Source organism: Corynebacterium halotolerans (assembly GCF_050107895.1).
GTDB classification, from domain to species: domain Bacteria; phylum Actinomycetota; class Actinomycetes; order Mycobacteriales; family Mycobacteriaceae; genus Corynebacterium; species Corynebacterium halotolerans_B.
On record NZ_JBNILW010000004.1, the window covers coordinates 197,980 to 216,500 of the forward strand.

Annotated in this window: 14 protein-coding genes and 1 pseudogene; 6 read left to right on the forward strand and 9 right to left on the reverse strand. The window is 65.0% G+C overall.

The features are described 5' to 3' along the window. Positions 1–13: 13 nt before the first annotated feature. Together cycA and ACQCVD_RS06175 are read right to left on the reverse strand one after the other, a co-directional pair. Positions 14–1,486: a D-serine/D-alanine/glycine transporter gene (cycA, locus tag ACQCVD_RS06170; RefSeq protein WP_426822839.1), complete on the reverse strand. Its 1,473-nt coding sequence runs from the start codon at positions 1,484–1,486 to the stop codon at positions 14–16. A gap of 119 nt (positions 1,487–1,605) precedes the next feature. Continuing rightward, positions 1,606–2,370 (reverse strand): hypothetical protein, encoded by a 765-nt coding sequence (locus ACQCVD_RS06175; protein WP_426822840.1) that lies wholly within the window; start codon positions 2,368–2,370, stop codon positions 1,606–1,608. Between the two features lie 321 nt (positions 2,371–2,691). Here ACQCVD_RS06175 and ACQCVD_RS06180 point away from each other — a divergent pair, with 321 nt between their 5' ends. After that, positions 2,692–3,720 carry a hypothetical protein gene (locus ACQCVD_RS06180; protein WP_426822841.1) on the forward strand — a complete coding sequence of 343 codons (1,029 nt, stop codon included), beginning with the start codon at positions 2,692–2,694 and terminating at the stop codon, positions 3,718–3,720. Between the two features lie 57 nt (positions 3,721–3,777). Beyond that, on the forward strand, positions 3,778–4,530 hold the full coding sequence (locus ACQCVD_RS06185) for a TSUP family transporter (protein ID WP_426822842.1): 753 nt from the start codon (positions 3,778–3,780) through the stop codon (positions 4,528–4,530). Positions 4,531–4,540: 10 nt separating this feature from the next. Here ACQCVD_RS06185 and ACQCVD_RS06190 read toward each other — a convergent pair whose 3' ends face one another. From ACQCVD_RS06190 to ACQCVD_RS06215, 6 genes are all read right to left on the reverse strand, one after another. Further along, positions 4,541–5,764 (reverse strand): alpha/beta hydrolase, encoded by a 1,224-nt coding sequence (locus ACQCVD_RS06190; protein WP_426822843.1) that lies wholly within the window; start codon positions 5,762–5,764, stop codon positions 4,541–4,543. Between the two features lie 106 nt (positions 5,765–5,870). After that, a complete protein-coding gene (locus tag ACQCVD_RS06195) occupies positions 5,871–7,070 on the reverse strand; it encodes an alpha/beta hydrolase (protein WP_426822844.1) in 1,200 nt (399 codons plus the stop codon). Positions 7,071–7,275: 205 nt separating this feature from the next. Next, entirely contained in the window at positions 7,276–7,986 is a 711-nt protein-coding gene (locus ACQCVD_RS06200; protein WP_426822845.1) for an aminotransferase class IV, read from the reverse strand. Continuing rightward, complete coding sequence (locus ACQCVD_RS06205) at positions 7,983–9,866, reverse strand: chorismate-binding protein (protein WP_426822846.1); 1,884 nt, start codon at positions 9,864–9,866, stop codon at positions 7,983–7,985. Before ACQCVD_RS06205 ends, ACQCVD_RS06200 begins: the two co-directional genes overlap by 4 nt. Positions 9,867–9,904: 38 nt before the next feature. Then, positions 9,905–10,906 carry a hypothetical protein gene (locus tag ACQCVD_RS06210; RefSeq protein ID WP_426822847.1) on the reverse strand — a complete coding sequence of 334 codons (1,002 nt, stop codon included), beginning with the start codon at positions 10,904–10,906 and terminating at the stop codon, positions 9,905–9,907. Positions 10,907–11,103: 197 nt separating this feature from the next. Beyond that, positions 11,104–13,125, reverse strand: coding sequence for a BCCT family transporter (locus ACQCVD_RS06215; RefSeq protein ID WP_426822848.1), 2,022 nt, complete (start codon positions 13,123–13,125; stop codon positions 11,104–11,106). A 122-nt stretch (positions 13,126–13,247) separates the two neighbouring features. Here ACQCVD_RS06215 and ACQCVD_RS06220 point away from each other — a divergent pair, with 122 nt between their 5' ends. Beyond that, complete coding sequence (locus tag ACQCVD_RS06220) at positions 13,248–13,946, forward strand: DsbA family oxidoreductase (RefSeq protein WP_426822849.1); 699 nt, start codon at positions 13,248–13,250, stop codon at positions 13,944–13,946. Then, positions 13,943–14,509, forward strand: a complete 567-nt coding sequence (locus tag ACQCVD_RS06225) for a metallophosphoesterase (RefSeq protein ID WP_426822850.1) — start codon at positions 13,943–13,945, stop codon at positions 14,507–14,509. Before ACQCVD_RS06220 ends, ACQCVD_RS06225 begins: the two co-directional genes overlap by 4 nt. Here the strand turns inward: ACQCVD_RS06225 and ACQCVD_RS06230 are convergent. After that, a complete protein-coding gene (locus ACQCVD_RS06230) occupies positions 14,506–16,281 on the reverse strand; it encodes an FUSC family protein (protein WP_426822851.1) in 1,776 nt (591 codons plus the stop codon). The genes ACQCVD_RS06225 and ACQCVD_RS06230 overlap by 4 nt on opposite strands. A 392-nt stretch (positions 16,282–16,673) precedes the next feature. On the opposite strand from ACQCVD_RS06230, the gene ACQCVD_RS06235 reads away from it, so the two are divergent. Further along, positions 16,674–18,116: a YeeE/YedE thiosulfate transporter family protein gene (locus ACQCVD_RS06235; protein WP_426822852.1), complete on the forward strand. Its 1,443-nt coding sequence runs from the start codon at positions 16,674–16,676 to the stop codon at positions 18,114–18,116. A 97-nt stretch (positions 18,117–18,213) separates the two neighbouring features. Continuing rightward, positions 18,214–18,521: pseudogene (locus tag ACQCVD_RS06240) on the forward strand (IS982 family transposase); the annotation flags it as partial.

Consider the following 18,521-nt stretch of genomic DNA (forward strand, 5'->3'; position numbering starts at 1 on the left):
GTCGGACGCTGTCCTAGGGCGTGCCGGCCGGAAGCTGCGAGCGCTTCGCAGCTCCTTTCGCTCCGCCGGTCAGCCACCAGCCGATCCCCAGGACCACGAACCAGACCGGAGTGGCGATCAACGCCGAGCGGGTGTCATTCTCCATCGTCAACACCACGATCATGAAAGCGAAGAAGGCGAGCACCACCCAGCACATGACGCGGCCGCCGGGAACCTTGAACCTGGAGATGGCGTGCAGCTCCGGCGAGTTACGGCGGAACACGAGGTAACTGACCAGGATGAAGCTCCACACGACCATGAACAGCACCGAGGACACCGTGGTGATGAGCGTGAAGGCCTCCATGACGCTGGAACCCGCGTAGAGCACGACGAGACTGGGAATCAGGCAGATCACGGAGAAGCCCAGCCCACGCGCCGGAACCTGGGTCCGGGACAGCCTGGCCCAGCGCGTCGGTGCCGCCCCTTCCAGTGCCAGCCCGTAGATCATCCGGGAGGTGGAGAAGATCCCGCTGTTGGCCGATGACGCTGCCGCAGTGAGGACCACGAAGTTGATGACGCCCGCAGCGGCCGGCAGGCCGGCCAGGGCGAACATCTGCACGAAGGGGGAGTTGTCCGCCGGCACCCGATCCCACGGGGTGACCATCATGATCACGGCCAGGGCCAGGACATAAAAGAGCACGACGCGCAGGGGGATGGCGTTGATGGCGCGGGGCAGGTTCTTCTCCGGGTCAGCTGTTTCCGCGGCAGCGGTACCGGCAAGTTCCACCCCGACGAAGGCGAAGATCGCGATCTGGAAGCCGGCGAGGAAACCGGTGATCCCGTTGGGGAAGAAACCGCCGTGTTCGATCAGATTCGAGAACTGGGCGACGGAACCGTCAGGAGATTCGAAATGGGCGAAGACCATGGCCAGCCCGGTGAAGATGAGAGCGACGATGGCCACGATCTTGATGATCGAGAACCAGAACTCCAGCTCACCGAAGAGACGGACCGCCACGAGGTTCAACCCGAGCATCACCAGGATGGTGACGGCCCCTGGGAGGAAGAGCGGGATGCCCGGCCACCAATACTGGACATAACCGGTGATCGCGACGATATCGGCCATGCCGGTGACGATCCAGCAGAACCAGTACGTCCAGCCGCAGACGAACCCGGCGGTGGGGCCGAGAATGTCGGAGACGGCGTCGCGAAGTGACTTGTAGTTCAGATTCGCCAGCAGCAGCTCGCCCATCGCCCGCATGACGAAGAAGAGCATGAAGCCGATAACGGCGTAGACCAACAGTACCGAGGGACCGGCCACGGAGATGGTCTTGCCGGAACCCATGAACAATCCGGTGCCGATCGCCCCGCCGATGGCGATGAGCTGGATGTGCCGGTTGCTCAACCCCCGTTTGAGGTTCTCGCCTCCCGCCTCATCCTGCTCCGGTGACGTCGAATCCGGCACGCGTGCGGACACGGTGTCGGCTGAACGTGGTGCACGGTCTGCCATTTCCCTGCCTGTCTGATTCTCACGGTTTTCCTGGGGCGAACCCATGAAGGAGAAATTTAGCCTATCGGTCAGTAGGTAGGGGAGGCGGGGTGGCGCAACCGGCCCGGGGGGACCGCTCCTCAGCGGTTACGGATCTTGTCCACCTGGAGCCGGGCGAGGTCATCGATCACTTGTTCCTCAGCGGGGCCAGAGGCGTGGATCCGGAACCGGATGCCATCGGTGGTCCCGGACAGGGAGAGCTCTGATTCCTCGACATCGGGGGTAACCGTCGCTTCGCCATCCAGGCTGACTCCCACCGTGGTCAGCCGCGTCGCGGTGACGTCATCCGCACCTTCGATCATGGCCTCGCGCGGAACACTCTCGTAGATCACGGACCGGCTGGAATCGCCTACCTGCGAGGTACGGGTGAACTGCCCGCATTCGGCCGGATCCACCACGTCGTCCAGCCCCGACCCGGCGGTGGTGGCCATGACGGTGATGATGGTGGCGTTGTCTTCGGAGACGTAGTCCACCGCCGCGGCATCGGTGGGATGTTCGTGCAGGGTGAGTAGGGTGTCCACGGCTGTGGGGAGAAGAACGCCACAGTGTTCCGGGGTGGTGCTGGTGCCTTCTGCCACGCGGTAGAGCTCGTCGAAGGTTCCCCCGGCGTTCTCATCGGCCACGGCCTGGTTCTCCAGGAAAGCGCCGATGTCACTGAAGGTGTACCCGGCAGGGGCGTCCTCGCCGCCGAGCGCCACCGCCGCCGGCTCCGCAGGCGTCGCCGGTGTGGTACTGGTTTCCGGGGTGGCGTTCGGCGTGGCGTCCTGTCCCTGGTTGCCGCAGGCGGCGAGGCCCAGCAGGGCGGTGGTGGTCAGGGTAACGGCGGACAGCAGCTTGAGCTTCACGGTGGTCGGCGTCCTTCTCGGCTGGAGTGTGGGGGAGCGGTGTTCCGCCCCGGAATTTAAGCAACGAGGGTAGCTGATCTACGGAACGGGACGACCAGCCGCGCTCGCGCGTGGCCTGAGGGGACGATCATCTGTGATTTCGGTCATAGAAGTGTCTATGATGGGGCGACATAGCCCTGTCACGGCGCCCCGCCCGCGCCTGACGTGCGGGACGTCACGAAGTGATCGCCCGTGTTAGGGTGGCCTAAAAAATGTGGATGAAGGTAGGACCGTCACTGACACACACCGGCCGAGCCGCTACCCGGCCAGTGAGGAGAAGCCATGTTGTTCGCCGAGATCGACCGCCGCCTGGATCTGGAGGAGCACCCCCTGCGGCGCACCCGCCTGGAACAGTTCCTCATTGAGGCGGTGCGCGGCATGCCCACCCTGAACGTGGGACAGGCGGTGCGCGTGGCCCTCCAGGTCTTTGACCTGATCGACATGGACCGCTGCGACAACCTCACCCAGGTCATCCAGCACGCGTGGCGACTGCCGGTGCATCCGGCCAGCGAATGGCAGATGATGGGTTACCGGCCGATGACCACCGCCACCCCCATCATCTTGGACACCCCCCGGGAGGGGCCCGTACTCCGGGAGAATGAGCCGGAACCCTATTACATCCTCCGCGAGATGATCGACGCCAAGGGGCACACTCCGGTCACCCGGCGGGAGCCGCTGCACACCGCCCGGGGCACCACCGCCGTCGACTCCGCCCATTCCTGGGAACGCCGCCGGGTCATGGACCCGGACAGTGCGAACGTGTACGCGTCCTTCCACGGGGAATTCCCCCGGCACATTCTGGCGATGCTGGGCAACCTGTGGAAGATCGGGGCGGTGGCGACCTGGAGTTCGGAGCTGGGGAACGCAACCAGCCGGCAGCGCGTCAACCCGGCCGGAGTGACCTCCCACCCCAAGGGCCCGCACCTGGACCGCCGGGACGCCTGGTATCACCTGGACATCAGTTCCCGGCTGGGCCGCGACGGTTTCGCCGAGATCTGTCTGTGCGTGGCCTCGATCCTGTCCGGGTATTCCCCCCAGGTCTGGCACAACCCCTACGTGATCCCGCAGCAAGGGCCGTTGCGCATGGTCGAGATCGAGGCAGCCAGCTATATCGTCTGCGGCCGGCTCGGAGCCCCGCGCCGGCGCTCGAGCACCGAGTGGTACCAGGCCCACGCGAAATCGGAGGAACCGCTGCCGGAAGGATTCCGGTGGGATCTGGTGCTCGGCGCGGCCACACAGCTGGAGGATCTGCTGCGCGGTGACTCGGCACCCGTCTGGACGAACACCGGAGCACCCCTGCACGGAGAGTAGGTACTGCACCGGTACCGGTGCAGCGGTGAACTTCCGGAGGGAATAGGCTGAGCTGCTGTGCTAACAATCGCAGCAGTACTGCTCGTCGCCGTTCTGGTCGGCTCGGTCTTCCAACGGATTTCCGGCCTGGGTCTCGGGCTGGTGGGCGGCCCCGTCCTGACCTTCATGGTCGGCCCCGTCGCCGGCATCACGATGGTCAACGGTCTGTCCATCATCAATGCCGCCAACAACGCCTGGGCGGTGCGCAGGAAGACCGACTGGGGGCGGTTCCGGCTGCTCGCCGGTGGCCTGCTCATCGGCTCGCTGCCGGCGCTGCTGGTGGTGCACTTCTTCTCGGGGCCGTGGCTGCTGATCATGATCGGCGTCCTGGTGCTGCTGGCACTGGCGGTCGCGTCCTTCCAGCCCGATCAGGCCCGACTGAGCTCGGAAGCGAAGCTGCCGATGGTGCTCGCGGGACTGGTCGGCGGCTTCATGAGCACCATCGCGGGCATCGCCGGCCCGGCGCTGACGGTCTACGCCCGACTGACCGGATGGAACCACCGGGACTTCATCGCCACCCTGCATCCGGTGCTCCTGGTGGCCAACACCTTGTCCTTCCTGCTGAAGGTGGTGTTCATCGGCGGGCTGGATTTCGGGGCGGTGCCCGGGTGGCTGTGGCTCATCGCGATCATCGCGATCTTCGCGGGTGCCTGGATCGGCGACGCGGTCAACCGGCACGTGTCGAACATCTGGGCGCGCCGGCTGGCCAATCTCCTCGCCGCAGCGGGCGCACTGAGCGTTCTGGTCCGGGGGATCATGGAACTGGTCTGACCCGGCGGGATCAGTACAGCGCCTCGCGGATGGTCTCCCAGGCGGCGGGCAGTTGCGGGGCGAAATTGGCCCAGTTGTGGACCCCGGCACCGGTGTATTCAACCACCTGATGGCTCATGCCGGCCTCCTCCATCGCCGCCTGCAGGTTCTGGGTGCACACCTGCGCGCCCTGCTCCAGCACGATGGAGGTCAGCATCGTCTGCGGGTTGGCGTCGGAGTAGTCGGCGTCCGGGTTGAGCTGGTATTCGCCGTTGGCACTGGAGAGGTAGACGGCCATCTCCTCGAGTCCGGAGGGGTCGGCGACGACGTCGTGCTCGTGCCAGGCCTCGGAACCGAAGGGGCCCCAGAGGTTGTCCACCTCACCACCGCGGGACTCGACGGTCAGCTGGGCCGTGTAACGGCCCACCGGGTCCATCGTGGAGTAGCAGCCGGACAGACCGAACACGGCGTCGAAAAGCTCCGGATTGCTGTTGGCCAGGTGCACCGCTCCGCTGGCGCCCATCGATAGCCCACCGATGCCGGACTTGCCGTTGTGGTTGAGCGCCGGATCACTCTGCAGGAGGGGCGGCAGTTCCTCGGCGAGGAAGGTCTCCCACCGGTGACGGCCCAGGGCGGGATCGTCGGACTCCCAATCGGAGTACATGGAGGCGCGCGCCTGGGTCGGCATGACCAGGGTGACGTTTTCATCCGCGAAGAAAGTTCCGGCCCGGCCGCCACTGAGCCATTCGGAGTCGCGGTGGGCGTCCACCCCGTCCAGCAGGTAGAGCAGGGGAGCAGGTGTCGCCGGATCCGCGGGCAGCATGATCTGGACCTCGACATTGCGGGCCATGGCGGGCGAAGCGATCGTCCAGCGCTCCAGGCGACCGCCCTCCGACTCCTTGGACACGATGGCCGGGGTACTGATCGACTCGTCGAGCTGTAGCGGGTAGGCGTCATCCGTGACCACCATGTTGCCGGACAGGGGAAGCTCGGAAGACCCCAGAATCGACAGCGAGCTCATCAACCCGCGGAGGGAGGAGCCGTTGGTGGAGGACGTGTTGTCCGAGGAGCCCGACAACAGCTCCGCAGACAGCTGGGCATCCGAGGATCCGGAGGACAACGCCGAACCAGCTGTTTCGCCTCCGCTCTCCTGCGCCGCCAGCTGTGGCGTGGCCATAAGCCCCAGCACTGCCACCGTGGTGACGGCGATGCGGGGAAAGCGGGTGGCTGGAGAAGCAGAGATGGTGCGGGGCATGCGGGGCCGGAAACCTTCCATAGGGGGAGAAACTCATCCAGTGTGCACGACTGGTCAACTATTAATAGGCTTCGGGCCGGGGAGTATTACAGGCCCGCAGGGCCCCTCAGTACAGTGCGTCCCTGATGGCGTTCCAGCCGGGCTGCAGCTGAGCGTTGTAGTTGGACCAGTTGTGGCCACCGGTATCCGCGTAGTTCACGGTCAGATCCTCGGCTCCGGCAGTCTCCAGTGAGTTCTCGAGGTTCTGCGTGCACTCCATCGAGCCGCGTTCCAGCACCACGCCGGCGACCATGTTGTAGAAGGGCTCGTCGGCGTAAATGCCCTCATCGGCCTCGCCGATCGCGCCAGTGGCGGCAGAGAGGTAGACGGGCATGTTCAGCAGTCCCGACGGGTCCCGGGTGACGTCGTGCTCCTGCCAGGTGCCGGAACCGAAATCTCCCCACATGTTGGTCACGTCGCCGCCGCGGGAGCCCACGATCAGCTGGACGGTGGTCCGCCCCAACTGGTCCAGGGTGGAGTAGCAGCCGGAGATTCCGATCACGCCGTCAAAGAAGTCCGGGTTCGAGTTGGCCAGGTGCACGGCACCGGCTGCGCCCATCGAGAGCCCGCCGATCGCCCGCTTGCCGTTGAAGTTCAAGCTCTCCTCCTGCTCGAGCAGAGGGGCCAGCTCCTCGGTGATGAAGGTCTCCCACTTGATCGTGCCGAGCGCCGGGTCCTCTTCCTGCCAGTCTGAGTACATTGAGGCGGCGGCTCCCAGCGGCATGACCACGGTGACGTCCTCGTCCTCGAAGACGCGGGGCGCCTCCTTGTCGTTGATCCAACCGGAGGAGTTCTTGTTGCCGCCGATGCCGTCCAACAGATAGAGCATGGGGGCGGCCGCGGTCGGATCTGCGGGGCGCATGACCTGGACCTCGACAACCCGCTTCATCGACGGCGAGGCGACATACCAGCGCTCGAGACGGTCAGCGCGGGTGTCCTCGACGATCTTGATGACCTCGGGCTCGGTGATGGTGGGGTCGGTTTCTAGGGGATAGCCGTCCTCACTGGACAGCAGGGGGCCCTCGAAACTCATCTCGGAGGAGCCGAGCAGGCTCATCGAGCTCAGTGCCGCATCGATGGAGGAACCGGTGGAACCCTGGAACTGGGAGGAACCGGTGACCAGGTCCTGGAGCACCGAGTTGCTGGAACCCAGCAGGCTGGAGTCCTCTTCGGCGTCAGCCGGTGCGGCGGCCGCTGCGGGGCTGGCGAGGAACAGAGAAGAGACGACAACACCAGAAAGAGCGATCCGCCACGGGGTCCGGGACATGGGCACACGACCTTAATACTCAGAGAACAACCAAGGAAAACTAATTGGCAGCTTAGCCAGTGTTGCTGACACGTCAAAGATGTTCCCGGTGGAAGAGGCTGATCCGGGCCTAAAAGTGCTGTTCACGGGGTGCCGGGGCGGGCGATGTCATGTCCCTGTCATCGGTGTGACGCAGATTAAGCGAATATCAGGGAAGGAAGATGAATTAGCCGGTGGGCCGGGGCAGTTCCTCCGCATGGCGGTCCAACCACGTGGTGACCTCCTCCTGCAGCCACACCAGCTCCAGGGGCCAGGGCTCACTGACGGGGTTGCTCACCCGACGGACGTGGGTCGAATTGAGGAGCCAGGCCCGGCCGGACAACAGCTTGTCAGGTGCCACCGGTTCCGTCTCCAGAACCGTCACCCCCAGCCACAGCAGGGCACGGCGCACCAGGCGTGAGGTTACGCTGTCCAGTTGGTCGGGATGCTGGGGAAATTCCGCACGCCAGGGGATGTCATCCATGATCGAACCGGGCGTGAAGAGTATCGGGGTGGCAAAGCAGCACTCCACCACATCGCCTGCCTCATCGAGCAGCAACCGTTCGTCCTCGTCCACCTCGGCCAGCAGCTGCTGCAGCACTGGGATATCGGGCCCCTTGATGGCTGGTGTCCGCCGGGGGTCAGTCACGGGTGCCGCCGAAAGAGTGGCAGTCTCCGACTCCGGGCGAGGAGGCCGGTTGCGGAGCGTGACGCCGCCGGCACTCAACTCGAGCCGCGGCCTACCCGCAGCGGTAGCCAGGAGCCGGTAGACCTCTCCTGCCTCCACCGGGTACCCCTGGGCCCGGCAGGCAGCGAGGAAACGCTGCACATGCAGGCTCAGTCCCCGCACGCGACCATCACGGACAGTAAAGGAATCCGCGGCCAATAGTGGTGTCATGTCCATCCTTCCAGCCAATCATCGTCATTGTCTTCGTAGCCCAGCAGACGGCGCAGAGGCAGCAATTTGACCTGAACCTCATCCGCCTCCGCATCCGGATCGCTCAGGGCGGTCACCGCGCCGCCGGCCCCGTAGGTCAGTGTGTCACCGGACAGCTCAACCGTGCGGATCAGTACCGAGAAATCCGCGGTGCCGTCCGCGGTGATGTGTCCCCCGATCCCGGAATACCAGCCCCGGGGGTTGGGTTCGAGTGTCTGCAGCAGTTGCACCGTCCGCTTCTTCGGCGCCCCGGTCATGGATCCCGGTGGGTGGGCCGCCACGATAACCTCGTGGGCCGCGGCCTCCCGCCGCAGTCGACCGCTGACGGTGCTGATCATCTGATGACCGGTGGCGAAGGTGTGCACCCGGCAGAGTTCCGGGACCGTCACCGAGCCCGGCTCGCACCAGGCGGCGATATCGTGCCGCATCAGATCCACGATCATCTGGTTTTCCGCCCGGTCCTTCGCGGAATTGCGCAGGGCCAGGGCATTGGCACGGTCAGTGGCTGGAGTGGTGCCCCGGCTGCTGGTGCCCTTGATCGGACTCGCGTGCACCAGCCTGTGCTCGTCCACCCGCATGAACCGTTCCGGGGAGGCGGATAGCAGCGCGGTATCGCCAATCCGCCAGAACGCCGCCATCGGAGCCGGGGCCTGGTCCCGTAACCGTAGATAGAGCTGCAGCGGATCCGGGACATCGGCCAGTCTGGTGCGGACGGTGGTGGTCAGGCAGAGCTCATAGGATTCACCCGCCCCGATGTACTCCTGGCAGGCGCGCACCGCCGCCAGATACTGTTCCCGTGAATGATCGGCGGCCGGGGTGGTCACCACTTTCGGCTGCGGAACAGCCGCGGGCAGCCGGTCAGCGAATTCGGGGAGCTCCACTCCATCCCGGTGGTAGAGCCAGGTACCGGTTGCATCCGCGACGATGACCACGTCCGGAACCACCAGTAGAGCGCGGTCGGCCTCGTAGTTCAGGACGTAGAACAGGCCCGGTCGGTAGTCCCCGGTGCCGGAGACCGTTACTCCGGGAAGATGGCGGGCATGCTCGTAAACGGCGGCGGGCGGGACCATGCCGGACTGGCCCAGCCCCATGTCGAGGGCCAGAAGGGAGCGTTGCCCCGTGGGGTGCTCCGCATCGGAACTGTCCAGCCAGGCGACCGCTTTCGCCTGCCCGTCCAACGCGGCAGCCAGGGCCGCGAGGGGTGGGGCGTCGACAAGCTCTTCCGAGTGCCAGTGGGTCCGGACAGGCAGCGGAACCCCGAGTTCGGCGAACAGGGCCCGCAGGATCTCCGCCCCACCGCGTGTGCCCGCTGACTCCGGATGGAACTGGATGCCGTAGTGCGGGGCGTCATTCCGCCGGAGCGCCATGATCGTTCCGTCCTCGGCGAGGGAGGTGACGGTCACGTTTTCCGGGAGACTGGCCGGGTCGACGGCGAGGGAGTGGTAGCGGGTGACCTGGAAGGGACCTTCCAGACCGGCAAAGCCCTCGATGGTGCTGGTGCGGCCGTGGACCGGAAACGGTGCGCGTTCCACCCTGCCCCCTGCGGATACGGCGATGGCCTGCATACCCAGACAGATACCGAGCACCGGGACGTCGCGCTGTGAAAGCGCCAGCGCCGACGCTCCCAGATCCTCCGGGTCATGGGGGCTGCCGGGGCCGGGGGAGATGATCACCGCGTCCTGGGTACTGAGCAACGAGAGACTCAGCTCCGGATCATCGTTCGGGAGGATCCGCGGGAGAGTTCCCGTGGCCGCATGTATCAGGTGGGCGAGAATCCCGGTGAAACTGTCGTGATTGTCAATCAGGACAAGGTTCAGTTCGGTCTGGGGCGCGTCTCGCATGCCTGCTGAGGATACCCGACCCGCTGGCCCGGCCCGGCTCAGGCGGCGGTGACGGGCTCCGTGTCCCCGCGCAGCAGATCCTCGATCTGCTCGGCGGCGGCAATCACGGCGTCCCACCGGAATTCCGCCGGTGCGGGCTCTCCGGCCGTGTAATCCCGGTACCAGGAGGTGCGGCGGCCGCGCATGGGTACCCACAACCGTTCCAGGGCGATATACCCCGCTGCCTCCGACTCCGGACCACGCAACTCACCGGCCTTACGTTCCGGCTCGTCCTCCCATAGCCGCTGCACGTAACCGGTGAAGATCTCACCCAGGCACCGGGCGATCTCCGCGAAACCGTCACGCCCGATCTCATGGTGGATGCGCAGGTGATACCAGCAGTCCAGCTCACTCATCATGGGGAAGGGGACGTCCCCGGTTTCCGGCGGATGCTCGATGAGGCACCAGGAGGTCTCGCCCTCCCAGTCCCGCTCCCAGGTCGCTACCGCGCCGATCTTCCAGAGGTTTCCCAGCATTTCGATGCGGCGGATGGGACGTCCGGCCCCGAACTCCATGTAGGACAGGTTCGGCTGGGTGGCGTATCCCAGGCGCTTCCGCCACGCGGTGGTGGTGTCGCGGTAACTCGGCAGGTGGATCGGCGGGTTGGGTCTGTCGGTTCCGCGGTTGGTTCGCACGGTGTCCTCAACCAGGTAGTAGACCTCGTGCTTCGGGGGAACCGGTGGGGTGCCGGGGTTCTCCGTGGGCACGTCGAGCACGATCTCCGTGGCTTCAGGTTTCGCCCCGTAGCCGAAGGCGTGCCACTCCATCGCCGGACGGAGCTGGATGTTCTGCACCATCTGGGTGATGGCCCCGAAGCCCTCATAGCGGTGGAGGTTGACGACGTCGATGATCTGCAGCGCTGTGCTGGCCGCCTGGGAGACGGTCAATTGCGGCATGTGCCGGATGACCTCCAGGATGAACTGCCCGATACGGGCCCGACGCACCGGATCAGGCTCCTCTTCGATTCTGGCCTGAACACTGTTGAAGATGGCGGTGGTCATCGCGATCATCCCCCTCGCGGGATCTAGGTGGCGGAGCTCCTTGCCAGTTGAGCTGAAACAGTAACCTAAGTCACATTCTAATGATTTTCAGCTCCCTGTAAAGGATCGAGGCGGTTTTGGCAGTGTGATGACGTACGAAAAGCTCCCCCGTCCGAGTTTCGGAAGGGGGAGCTGGGGATGGCGGGACGCCGCCTCACTCAGGAGCCGGGTTTCCCCGCACCGTCGGTACCGTCGGTATCGGGGGCATCGGGGGCATCGTCCGGCCCCGGAGTCCAGCCGTCGGCCCACTCGCCGGACTCGTAGTCATAGTCGACCTTGTTGCCGTCCTCGTCCGTGCGCTGGTACCACTCGGTGACCTTCACGGACGTCGAATCGAAGTCATGGCCCGCACCGCGGCCCTCCTCAGCCAGGGAGACGGCCAGCTCGAAGTCGTCGCCGTGTTCCTCCAGGCCACGGATGACCGCATTGGCGACGGCGGTCTTGGCGTACTGCCGGCGGATCGCCGCGGGGTCCGTACTCAGATCGCGCAGGAAGGCGACGATCATCAGCAGCAGCACCACGGAGAAGGGAAGCGCGATCAAGATGGTCAGGTTCTGCAGTGCGGACAGGGTGTCCTCACCACCGGCCAGCAGCATGACCACGGCGATGCCCATCATGCACAGTGCCCAGAACACCACCAGGTACTTCTTCGGGGCCGGATCGCCCTTGGAGGACATGGTGCCCATGACCACGGAAGCGGAGTCCGCGGAGGTGATGAAGAAGATCGCGAGCACCAGGATCAGGATGAATGGCGTGATCTGGTTGAGTGGCAGGTTGTCGAAGAGGGAGAACAGGACGTTCTCGGAGGTGGCGGTACCGTCGAAGCCCGCAGTACCCTGCATGTTCAGCCAGATGGCCGCGCCGCCGAAGACGGTGAAAGCCAGGATGATGATCATGGTGGGCACGGCGAGGGTGGCCAGGGCGAACTCCCGCAGGGTGCGGCCGCGGGAGATGCGCGCGATGAACATGCCCACGAACGGGGTCCAGGCGATCCACCAGGCCCAGTAGAAGGCCGTCCAGCCTGCCTGGAAGTCCACGGTGTCCTGGCCCCAGGACAGCGACTTGCTCATCATCGGCAGCAGTTCATCGATGTAGACGAGGATGCCCGAGGGGATGAGGTTGAGCAGGAAGAGCGTGGGGCCGGTCAGGAACACGAAGGCCACCAGGGCCAGTGTCAGGCTGACATTGATATTGGACAGGTACCGGATGCCCCGCGCCACGCCGGAGACGGCACTGACGATGACGGCGATGGTCAGCACCGCGATGATGATCAGCAGGATGTTGTTGCCCATGGGGCCGATCCCGGAGACGATCTCTATGCCGGTGCCGATCTGGGTGGCGGACAGCCCGAGGGTGGCCGCCGTGCCGAAGAGGGTGGCGATGATCGCGAGGATGTCGATGACCCGGCCCAGGGGGCCGTCGATCTGCTTGGTGCCGAACAGGGGCTGGAAGACAGAACTGATCAGGGTGACGCGTCCCCGTCGGTAGGTGGAGTACGCGATGGCTCCGCCGACCAGCGCATACAGAGCCCATGCCGCAAGACCCCAGTGGAAGTTGGCCTGGGCCACCGCCTGGTGCAGGGCTGCCGGGGTGCCGGCCGCCACGGTGTTCGGCGGTGGTGACAGGAAATATGCCAACGGCTCAGAGGGTCCGAAGAAGAAGATGCCCACGCCGATGCCGGCGCCGAACATCATGGCGATCCAGGAGAACCGGGAGAATTGCGGGGACTCGTCGTCCTTGCCCAGCCTGATCCGGCCGAATCGGCTGAATCCGATGATCACCATGACCAACAGGCCGAGAATCATGACGATGTTCAGCAGCCAGCTGGCGTTCGTCATTGCCCAGTCGAAGGCCGTCGCAGACACCGCACCCACGCTGGCCGGGTTGCTCACGCCCCAGGTGATGAACGCGATAATCAGGACCGCTGCAACGGCGAAGACGACCCAGTCCACCCCAAAGCGGTTGCGCTGCTCGTCCACCCCGATCCCCGGAACCAGGCCGGGGTGCAGGTCGTGGGGGTACTGCGAGCTGGTCGAGGGCGTGGGGTCTTTGACGGTGGGGGTGCGCCGGGGACTGGTTGCCCCGGGGTTGGGGGACAGGGACGCCCGCGAATTTTCAGGTTCCTCAGAACTCTCGGGGGAGTCGGTCTTGCTGGAGGACTGACCAGATGTATCTGGCATGATTCTTCCTTCAGGGTTGTCGGATAAAGGGTCAATTATTCTGGGAGACCAAGGACTTTGCAATTCCTACCTCGGTCGGATGTTGGCCGCGGAGGTACCGCTGCCTGAGGCGGGACCTGCGCGTGAGGTCCACCGGTGGGAAGCTGGAGGAACAACCTCCGCTTGTTGGCGTTGAAAGGATAGCTATGAGAATTGATATCTGGTCTGATTATGTCTGCCCGTTCTGCACGATCGGGGAGCGGCATCTCGCACTTGCCCTGGAGCAGTTTGAGGGGCGGGACGATGTGGAGATCGTCTGGCGCAGCTTTGAGCTGGACCCGGATGCGCCCACCGAACCCCGGGGCACCATGGTGGAACAGCTGGCGGAAAAGAAGCGGGTCAGCCAAGAAGCCGCCGCCGAAAACATCGAAGGGTTGGAGGGACGGGCCAAGAATGCCGGACTGAACTTCAACTGGCGCGACGCGGTGCTCGCCAACACCCGGGATGCTCACCGGGTGGGCAAACTGGCTCATGAGAAGGGCGTCGGTCCAGCCTGGGACAACACCCTCAAACGAGGCTTCTTCACCGAGGGCAAGAACATCGCCGATCATACTCTGCTGCGTGACATCGCGGCTGAGGTCGGCCTTGACCGGGTCGAGGTGGATCGCGTGCTCGCCTCGAAAGAATACGACGACGCCGTGCAGGAGGACATCGACCTCGCTCACCGCATCGGTGTACAGGGCGTGCCCTTCTTCGTTTTCGACCGTCGATTGGCGGTCTCCGGCGCCCAGCCGATCCCCATGTTTCTGCAGGCGCTGAAACAGGCGGCCGCGGGTCAGTGAGTGTCTGGTTCACGTCTGACCTGCATCTCGGCCATCGGCTGGTCGCTGGGCTCCGCGGATTTTCCGGGACCGCCCGACACGATGAAACCGTGCTGGAGAACCTGGCAGCGGCACTGCGCCCCGGGGACCGGCTGTGGGTGCTCGGGGATCTGAGCGTCGGTGACAAGACGGTGGAACAACGCGCCCTGGACCTGCTCGCCGAGTACCTGCCCGGGATCGAGAAGCACCTGATCGCCGGCAACCATGATTCCTGTCACCCTCTCCATAAGTCGGCGTTCCGACGGCAGGGGGTGTTTCTGGAGGTCTTTGAATCGGTGCAGGCCTATCAGAAGCTGCGGTGGCAGGGCCGAGAGGTCTGGCTCAGCCATTTCCCGCGGCAGGGCCAGGATCATGAGGGCATGGCCTCGCGCTTCGACGAGTTGCGGCTGGAGGTTCCGCTGCTCGTGCACGGTCACCTGCATTCTGCGGTGCCGCAGGTGGCAGAGGGACAGGTGGACGTGGGGCTGGACGCCTGGGGATTGCGTCCGGTCCGCCAGGAGGAGGTCCAGGACCTCCTGTTTTAGGCGTATTCCTGGGCGGTCCGTACCCGCCGGGCCAGCTCCGCGATTTCTTCCACGGTGAAGCCACGGTGGGAATTTGCGGTGGCGTAGTCCACGATGCTGTATCCCGCCAGTTGGACGGCCAAGTGCGTCTCGCACCGCTGTTCGGCGACCTCGGGCTTGTTGTTTGCGAGGGTCTGGGCTGCACGCCGTTCGCCCAGTAGTTCGTACTGCAGGTCCCGTAGCTCAGTGAGCACCGTGGTAGACGTCGGTTTCGTGGTCAGTAAGGCACCGATGGCCTCACCCATGGCGGTGAAGGCGCGGCGTACCTGACGCTCGTGGCGCACCGGTTCGGCATTACGCTGCCACAGCCACAGGACGAGCATGCCGCCGACGATGGAGACGAGCACTTCCACGGTGCGGCCGACGATGACCTCATTGAGTGGGTTGGTCAGGGAATCCCCCATCAACAGCGCCAATGGCGTGGTGAAGATGACCGTGAAGGCGTAGTTCCGGGTGACAAAGAATTCGGCGCCGAACTGGCAGATGGCCAAGGCGATCAACAGGGTCAGCCCGTTGATCCCGAGGATGTGGAACAGGGCGAACAACCAGATACCGATCAGGGACCCGATGACACGGTGGATGCCGCGGATCGTGCCCGGCGTGCGGTCCGGTCCCCACTGCAGCATCAGCAGCGCGGAGACGACCGCCCAGTCCGGGCGGTCGTACCCGAGCGCGATGCCCACCACGCCGGCAAATATGGTGGCCAGTCCCACCTTGCTCGCAGTCAGGGTGGCGTGACTGTAGAGATGTAGCGAACGGTACAGCCGGAACATCACGGTCGGCCGGGACAGCGGAATCACGGTGCGGGAGAGGTCGACGTAGTTCGGGGTGTCCGTCAGCGCCTCGGCAGCTGCGTCCCCCGGGATAGTGCTGGAGGCGTGGACCAGACGGCTCTGTGCGGTCTTGGCGCGATCAACCAGATCCTTCTGTTTCTCGTCGACCAGGTGGCCCCCGCGGATCGCCCGGGCGTCAGAGAGGGCGGACCAGGCACCGGACAGGGCGGTTTCCGCCTGATGGTTCTTCGCTATCGCCGGTTTCGGGGCAGCGACGAATTCCTCCACGGCCCTCTCCAGCGTGGCCACCGCCTGCTCCTGCGGGTGGCGGGGACGGAACAGGGCGGGGAACACCCCGACGATGAGCGCGGAGGCCACACCGACCAGGGCCCAGAGGCCGACGTCGATCGGGGAGAGCCCCAGCTGGGAGACCATGGTGGAGCCGCCGGCGACCATGACGATGAAGAAACCACCGGGAGGGGAGAGTCGGAGGGCATTCTGCACGTAGGCACCCGCCGTTGCGAGAACGGCGGTGTAGCCGGCGGACAGCAGCAGCCACCAGTGGGTGCCGCCCCCGTCCAGGGCCTGCCACATGTAGTCGCCCACGAAGGCGCCACCGGTGGCGGCGAGGGCAATCATGATGCCGGCGGTCAACATCACCTTCCAGCGGGCGCGGTAGGGGTGGCCTTCGCCGTAGATGACGGTGAAACCGCCGGCGGCGATCAACATCATCTCGTTCTCGAAGCCCAGCAACAGGGCGACCAGTCCCGGGAGCGTGAGGGAGAGAGCGGCACGCAGCGCACCCGGCCACCGGGGCGCAGAACTGTGGAACGCAGTCAGCAGCTGCCAGGCGTTCGGCCTGGCGGGGACCGGTTCAGCAGGGGTGTTGTCCAGCTCGATGGCGGGTGACGGTACTCGGGTGACGTCGTCGGATGGTTCCTCCGGCCGTGGTTCGTTCAAGAAGGCTCTCCCTTGTCTGGATGATGATCCGGTGATCGCATGGTCCTGACGTCGGGCTCGACCGGTCGGTTCGGGCTCAGTGAACGCAGGTGCCGCCGCCCTGCTGGGGCAGCGATGGTGGTCCCCATCTTAAGTCACCCCCAGTTTCCCGCCGGTGGGTCGGGCCGTGAGATTCAGGTCAGGAGACAGGACAGGGTAAGGCGTATCACGGACCTGAGTTCCGTTCCGGGTGGAAGTGAAGCGCAGCGCCCGGCAGAGTCTGGACCCCGCCGACCGTCCCGGATAAAACGCTCGGTTCATTCACTCTAGACAACGTGGTCTGTAACGGCTACAGTTTGAAGCCGTTGACAGATTGACCCCTGAATCTCCACGTCTTTAAGGCAGGTCCTCTTATGATTCTCACCGGACTAGCGGTCGGCGCCGTTCTCGGCATCGTGATGCAGCGCGGCCGGTTCTGCGTGACCGGTATGTTGCGTGACATCTTCATGCAACGCTCCTGGCGGACCTTCGTCGCGCTGCTGATCGTGATCTCCGTCCATGCGGTCGGTCTCGCCGCACTGACCTCCACCGGTGTCATCGCACCTGACTACAGCACTTTCGCACCCGCCGCCGTCATCGTGGGCGGCTTCCTGTTCGGATTGGGCATCATCCTGGCCGGTGGCTGCGCCTCCGGCACCTGGTACCGCTCAGCTGAAGGTCTGGTCGGTTCCTGGGTCGCCCTGGCCATGTACGCGGTTTCCGCTGCGGCAATGAAGACGGGCATGCTCAGTGGGTTCAACGGTTGGATGAAGAGCTGGGACACCGGCCTGACCACGGTGCCGGAGGCCCTGGGGATCTCGCCGTGGTGGTTTGCCATTGCACTGTCCGCGCTGACGATTGTCCTGGCGCGGCACTTCCTGGCCCGTGATGCCAAGAAGCCGAAGATCGCCCGGCTGGGGAACCAGCCGACCTGGAAGAAGCCCCTCCACATCTATACCGCCGGTGCCCTGATCGGGCTGATCGGTGTCATCGCCTGGCCGTTGTCGGCTGCCGCCGGCCGTAACTCCGGCCTGGGCATCACCACCCCGACCTCGAATGTCCTGAACTACAGCGTCAGTGGCGATACCGGTTATATCGACTGGGGTGTCATGCTGGTCCTCGGACTGTTGGTGGGGGCGTTCATCGCGGCCAAGGCCACGGGGGAGTTCCGGATCCGCGTGCCGGAGGGCAAGACTGCAGTCCGTGCCGTCTGGGGCGGAATCATGATGGGCGTGGGTGCCGCGCTGGCCGGCGGCTGCACCGTCGGCAACGGCATGGTCGAGACCAGTCTGTTCAGCTTCCAGGGCTGGGTGGCCCTGCTGTTCATCGCGCTGGGTGTCGGTGTGGGGGCGAAGTTCTGGCTCAAGCCCGCCGGCACGAAGCAGACCACTGCTCCGGACACCTACACCACCGGTGACAGTGTGGATCACGACGTGGTCTCCGCCGAGGACTCCGTTCTCCCCACGGGAGATTCCCGCTCCCAGGACGCCGCTGCCCCGGCCGCCTTCGGTATGGCGGTGGCGCCGGTCGGGGTGGGCATCAAGCTCAAGCAGAATAACGTGGCCCAGGACAAGGCACGGGATCTGGGTGACGGCTACTATGCGCTCGACTCGATGGGTGCGGTCTGCCCTTTCCCGTTGATCGAGGCCAAGGACGTCATGAAGAACCTCGAGGCTGGCGAACACCTGGTCATCGACTTTGACTGCACCCAGGGCACCGAAACCATTCCGCAGTGGGCCGTCGATGACGGCCACGAGGTGACCGACTTCCGTGAGCTGGGCGAGGCCTCCTGGCAGATCACCATCAAGAAGGGCTGACCTCTGGCCCCGGGGCCGCCTGTCGAGGGCTAGATGATTGATTCCAGGGAGAGTCGCTGCTCATAAGACAAAGCGAGAGTGTTGAAGAATCGAAGTTGTGGACAACGATCTCAACACTCTCGCAACAGCACTGTACGTCGCCACCGACGACTACCTCAACACCCACCCCGATCTCCTGCCCGTCCGGCCGCCCTCCGGATTCCCACCCCAGATCAGCGACGCGGAACTGATCGTCCTGGCGATCATGGAAGCCCTGCTCGGCTTCACCTCGGAACGAGGCTTCGTCAGATACGCCCACAAGCATCTGACCAGCATCTTCCCGTATCTGCCCCAGCAGTCCGGCTACCACAAGCGCCAACGCACCCTCACTGCGGTGATGCAGCACGTCATGGTGCACCTGGCCAC

What these genes read in the sequence shown, in the direction of transcription:
- ACQCVD_RS06210 (WP_426822847.1), bottom strand. Translation starts at nt 10,906, where the DNA reads ATGACCACCGCCATCTTCAACAGTGTTCAGGCCAGAATCGAAGAGGAG.
- ACQCVD_RS06200 (WP_426822845.1), bottom strand. Translation starts at nt 7,986, where the DNA reads ATGACACCACTATTGGCCGCGGATTCCTTTACTGTCCGTGATGGTCGC.
- ACQCVD_RS06190 (WP_426822843.1), bottom strand. Translation starts at nt 5,764, where the DNA reads ATGCCCCGCACCATCTCTGCTTCTCCAGCCACCCGCTTTCCCCGCATC.
- ACQCVD_RS06205 (WP_426822846.1), bottom strand. Translation starts at nt 9,866, where the DNA reads ATGCGAGACGCGCCCCAGACCGAACTGAACCTTGTCCTGATTGACAAT.
- ACQCVD_RS06215 (WP_426822848.1), bottom strand. Translation starts at nt 13,125, where the DNA reads ATGCCAGATACATCTGGTCAGTCCTCCAGCAAGACCGACTCCCCCGAG.
- cycA (WP_426822839.1), bottom strand. Translation starts at nt 1,486, where the DNA reads ATGGCAGACCGTGCACCACGTTCAGCCGACACCGTGTCCGCACGCGTG.
- ACQCVD_RS06195 (WP_426822844.1), bottom strand. Translation starts at nt 7,070, where the DNA reads ATGTCCCGGACCCCGTGGCGGATCGCTCTTTCTGGTGTTGTCGTCTCT.
- ACQCVD_RS06180 (WP_426822841.1), top strand. Translation starts at nt 2,692, where the DNA reads ATGTTGTTCGCCGAGATCGACCGCCGCCTGGATCTGGAGGAGCACCCC.
- ACQCVD_RS06235 (WP_426822852.1), top strand. Translation starts at nt 16,674, where the DNA reads ATGATTCTCACCGGACTAGCGGTCGGCGCCGTTCTCGGCATCGTGATG.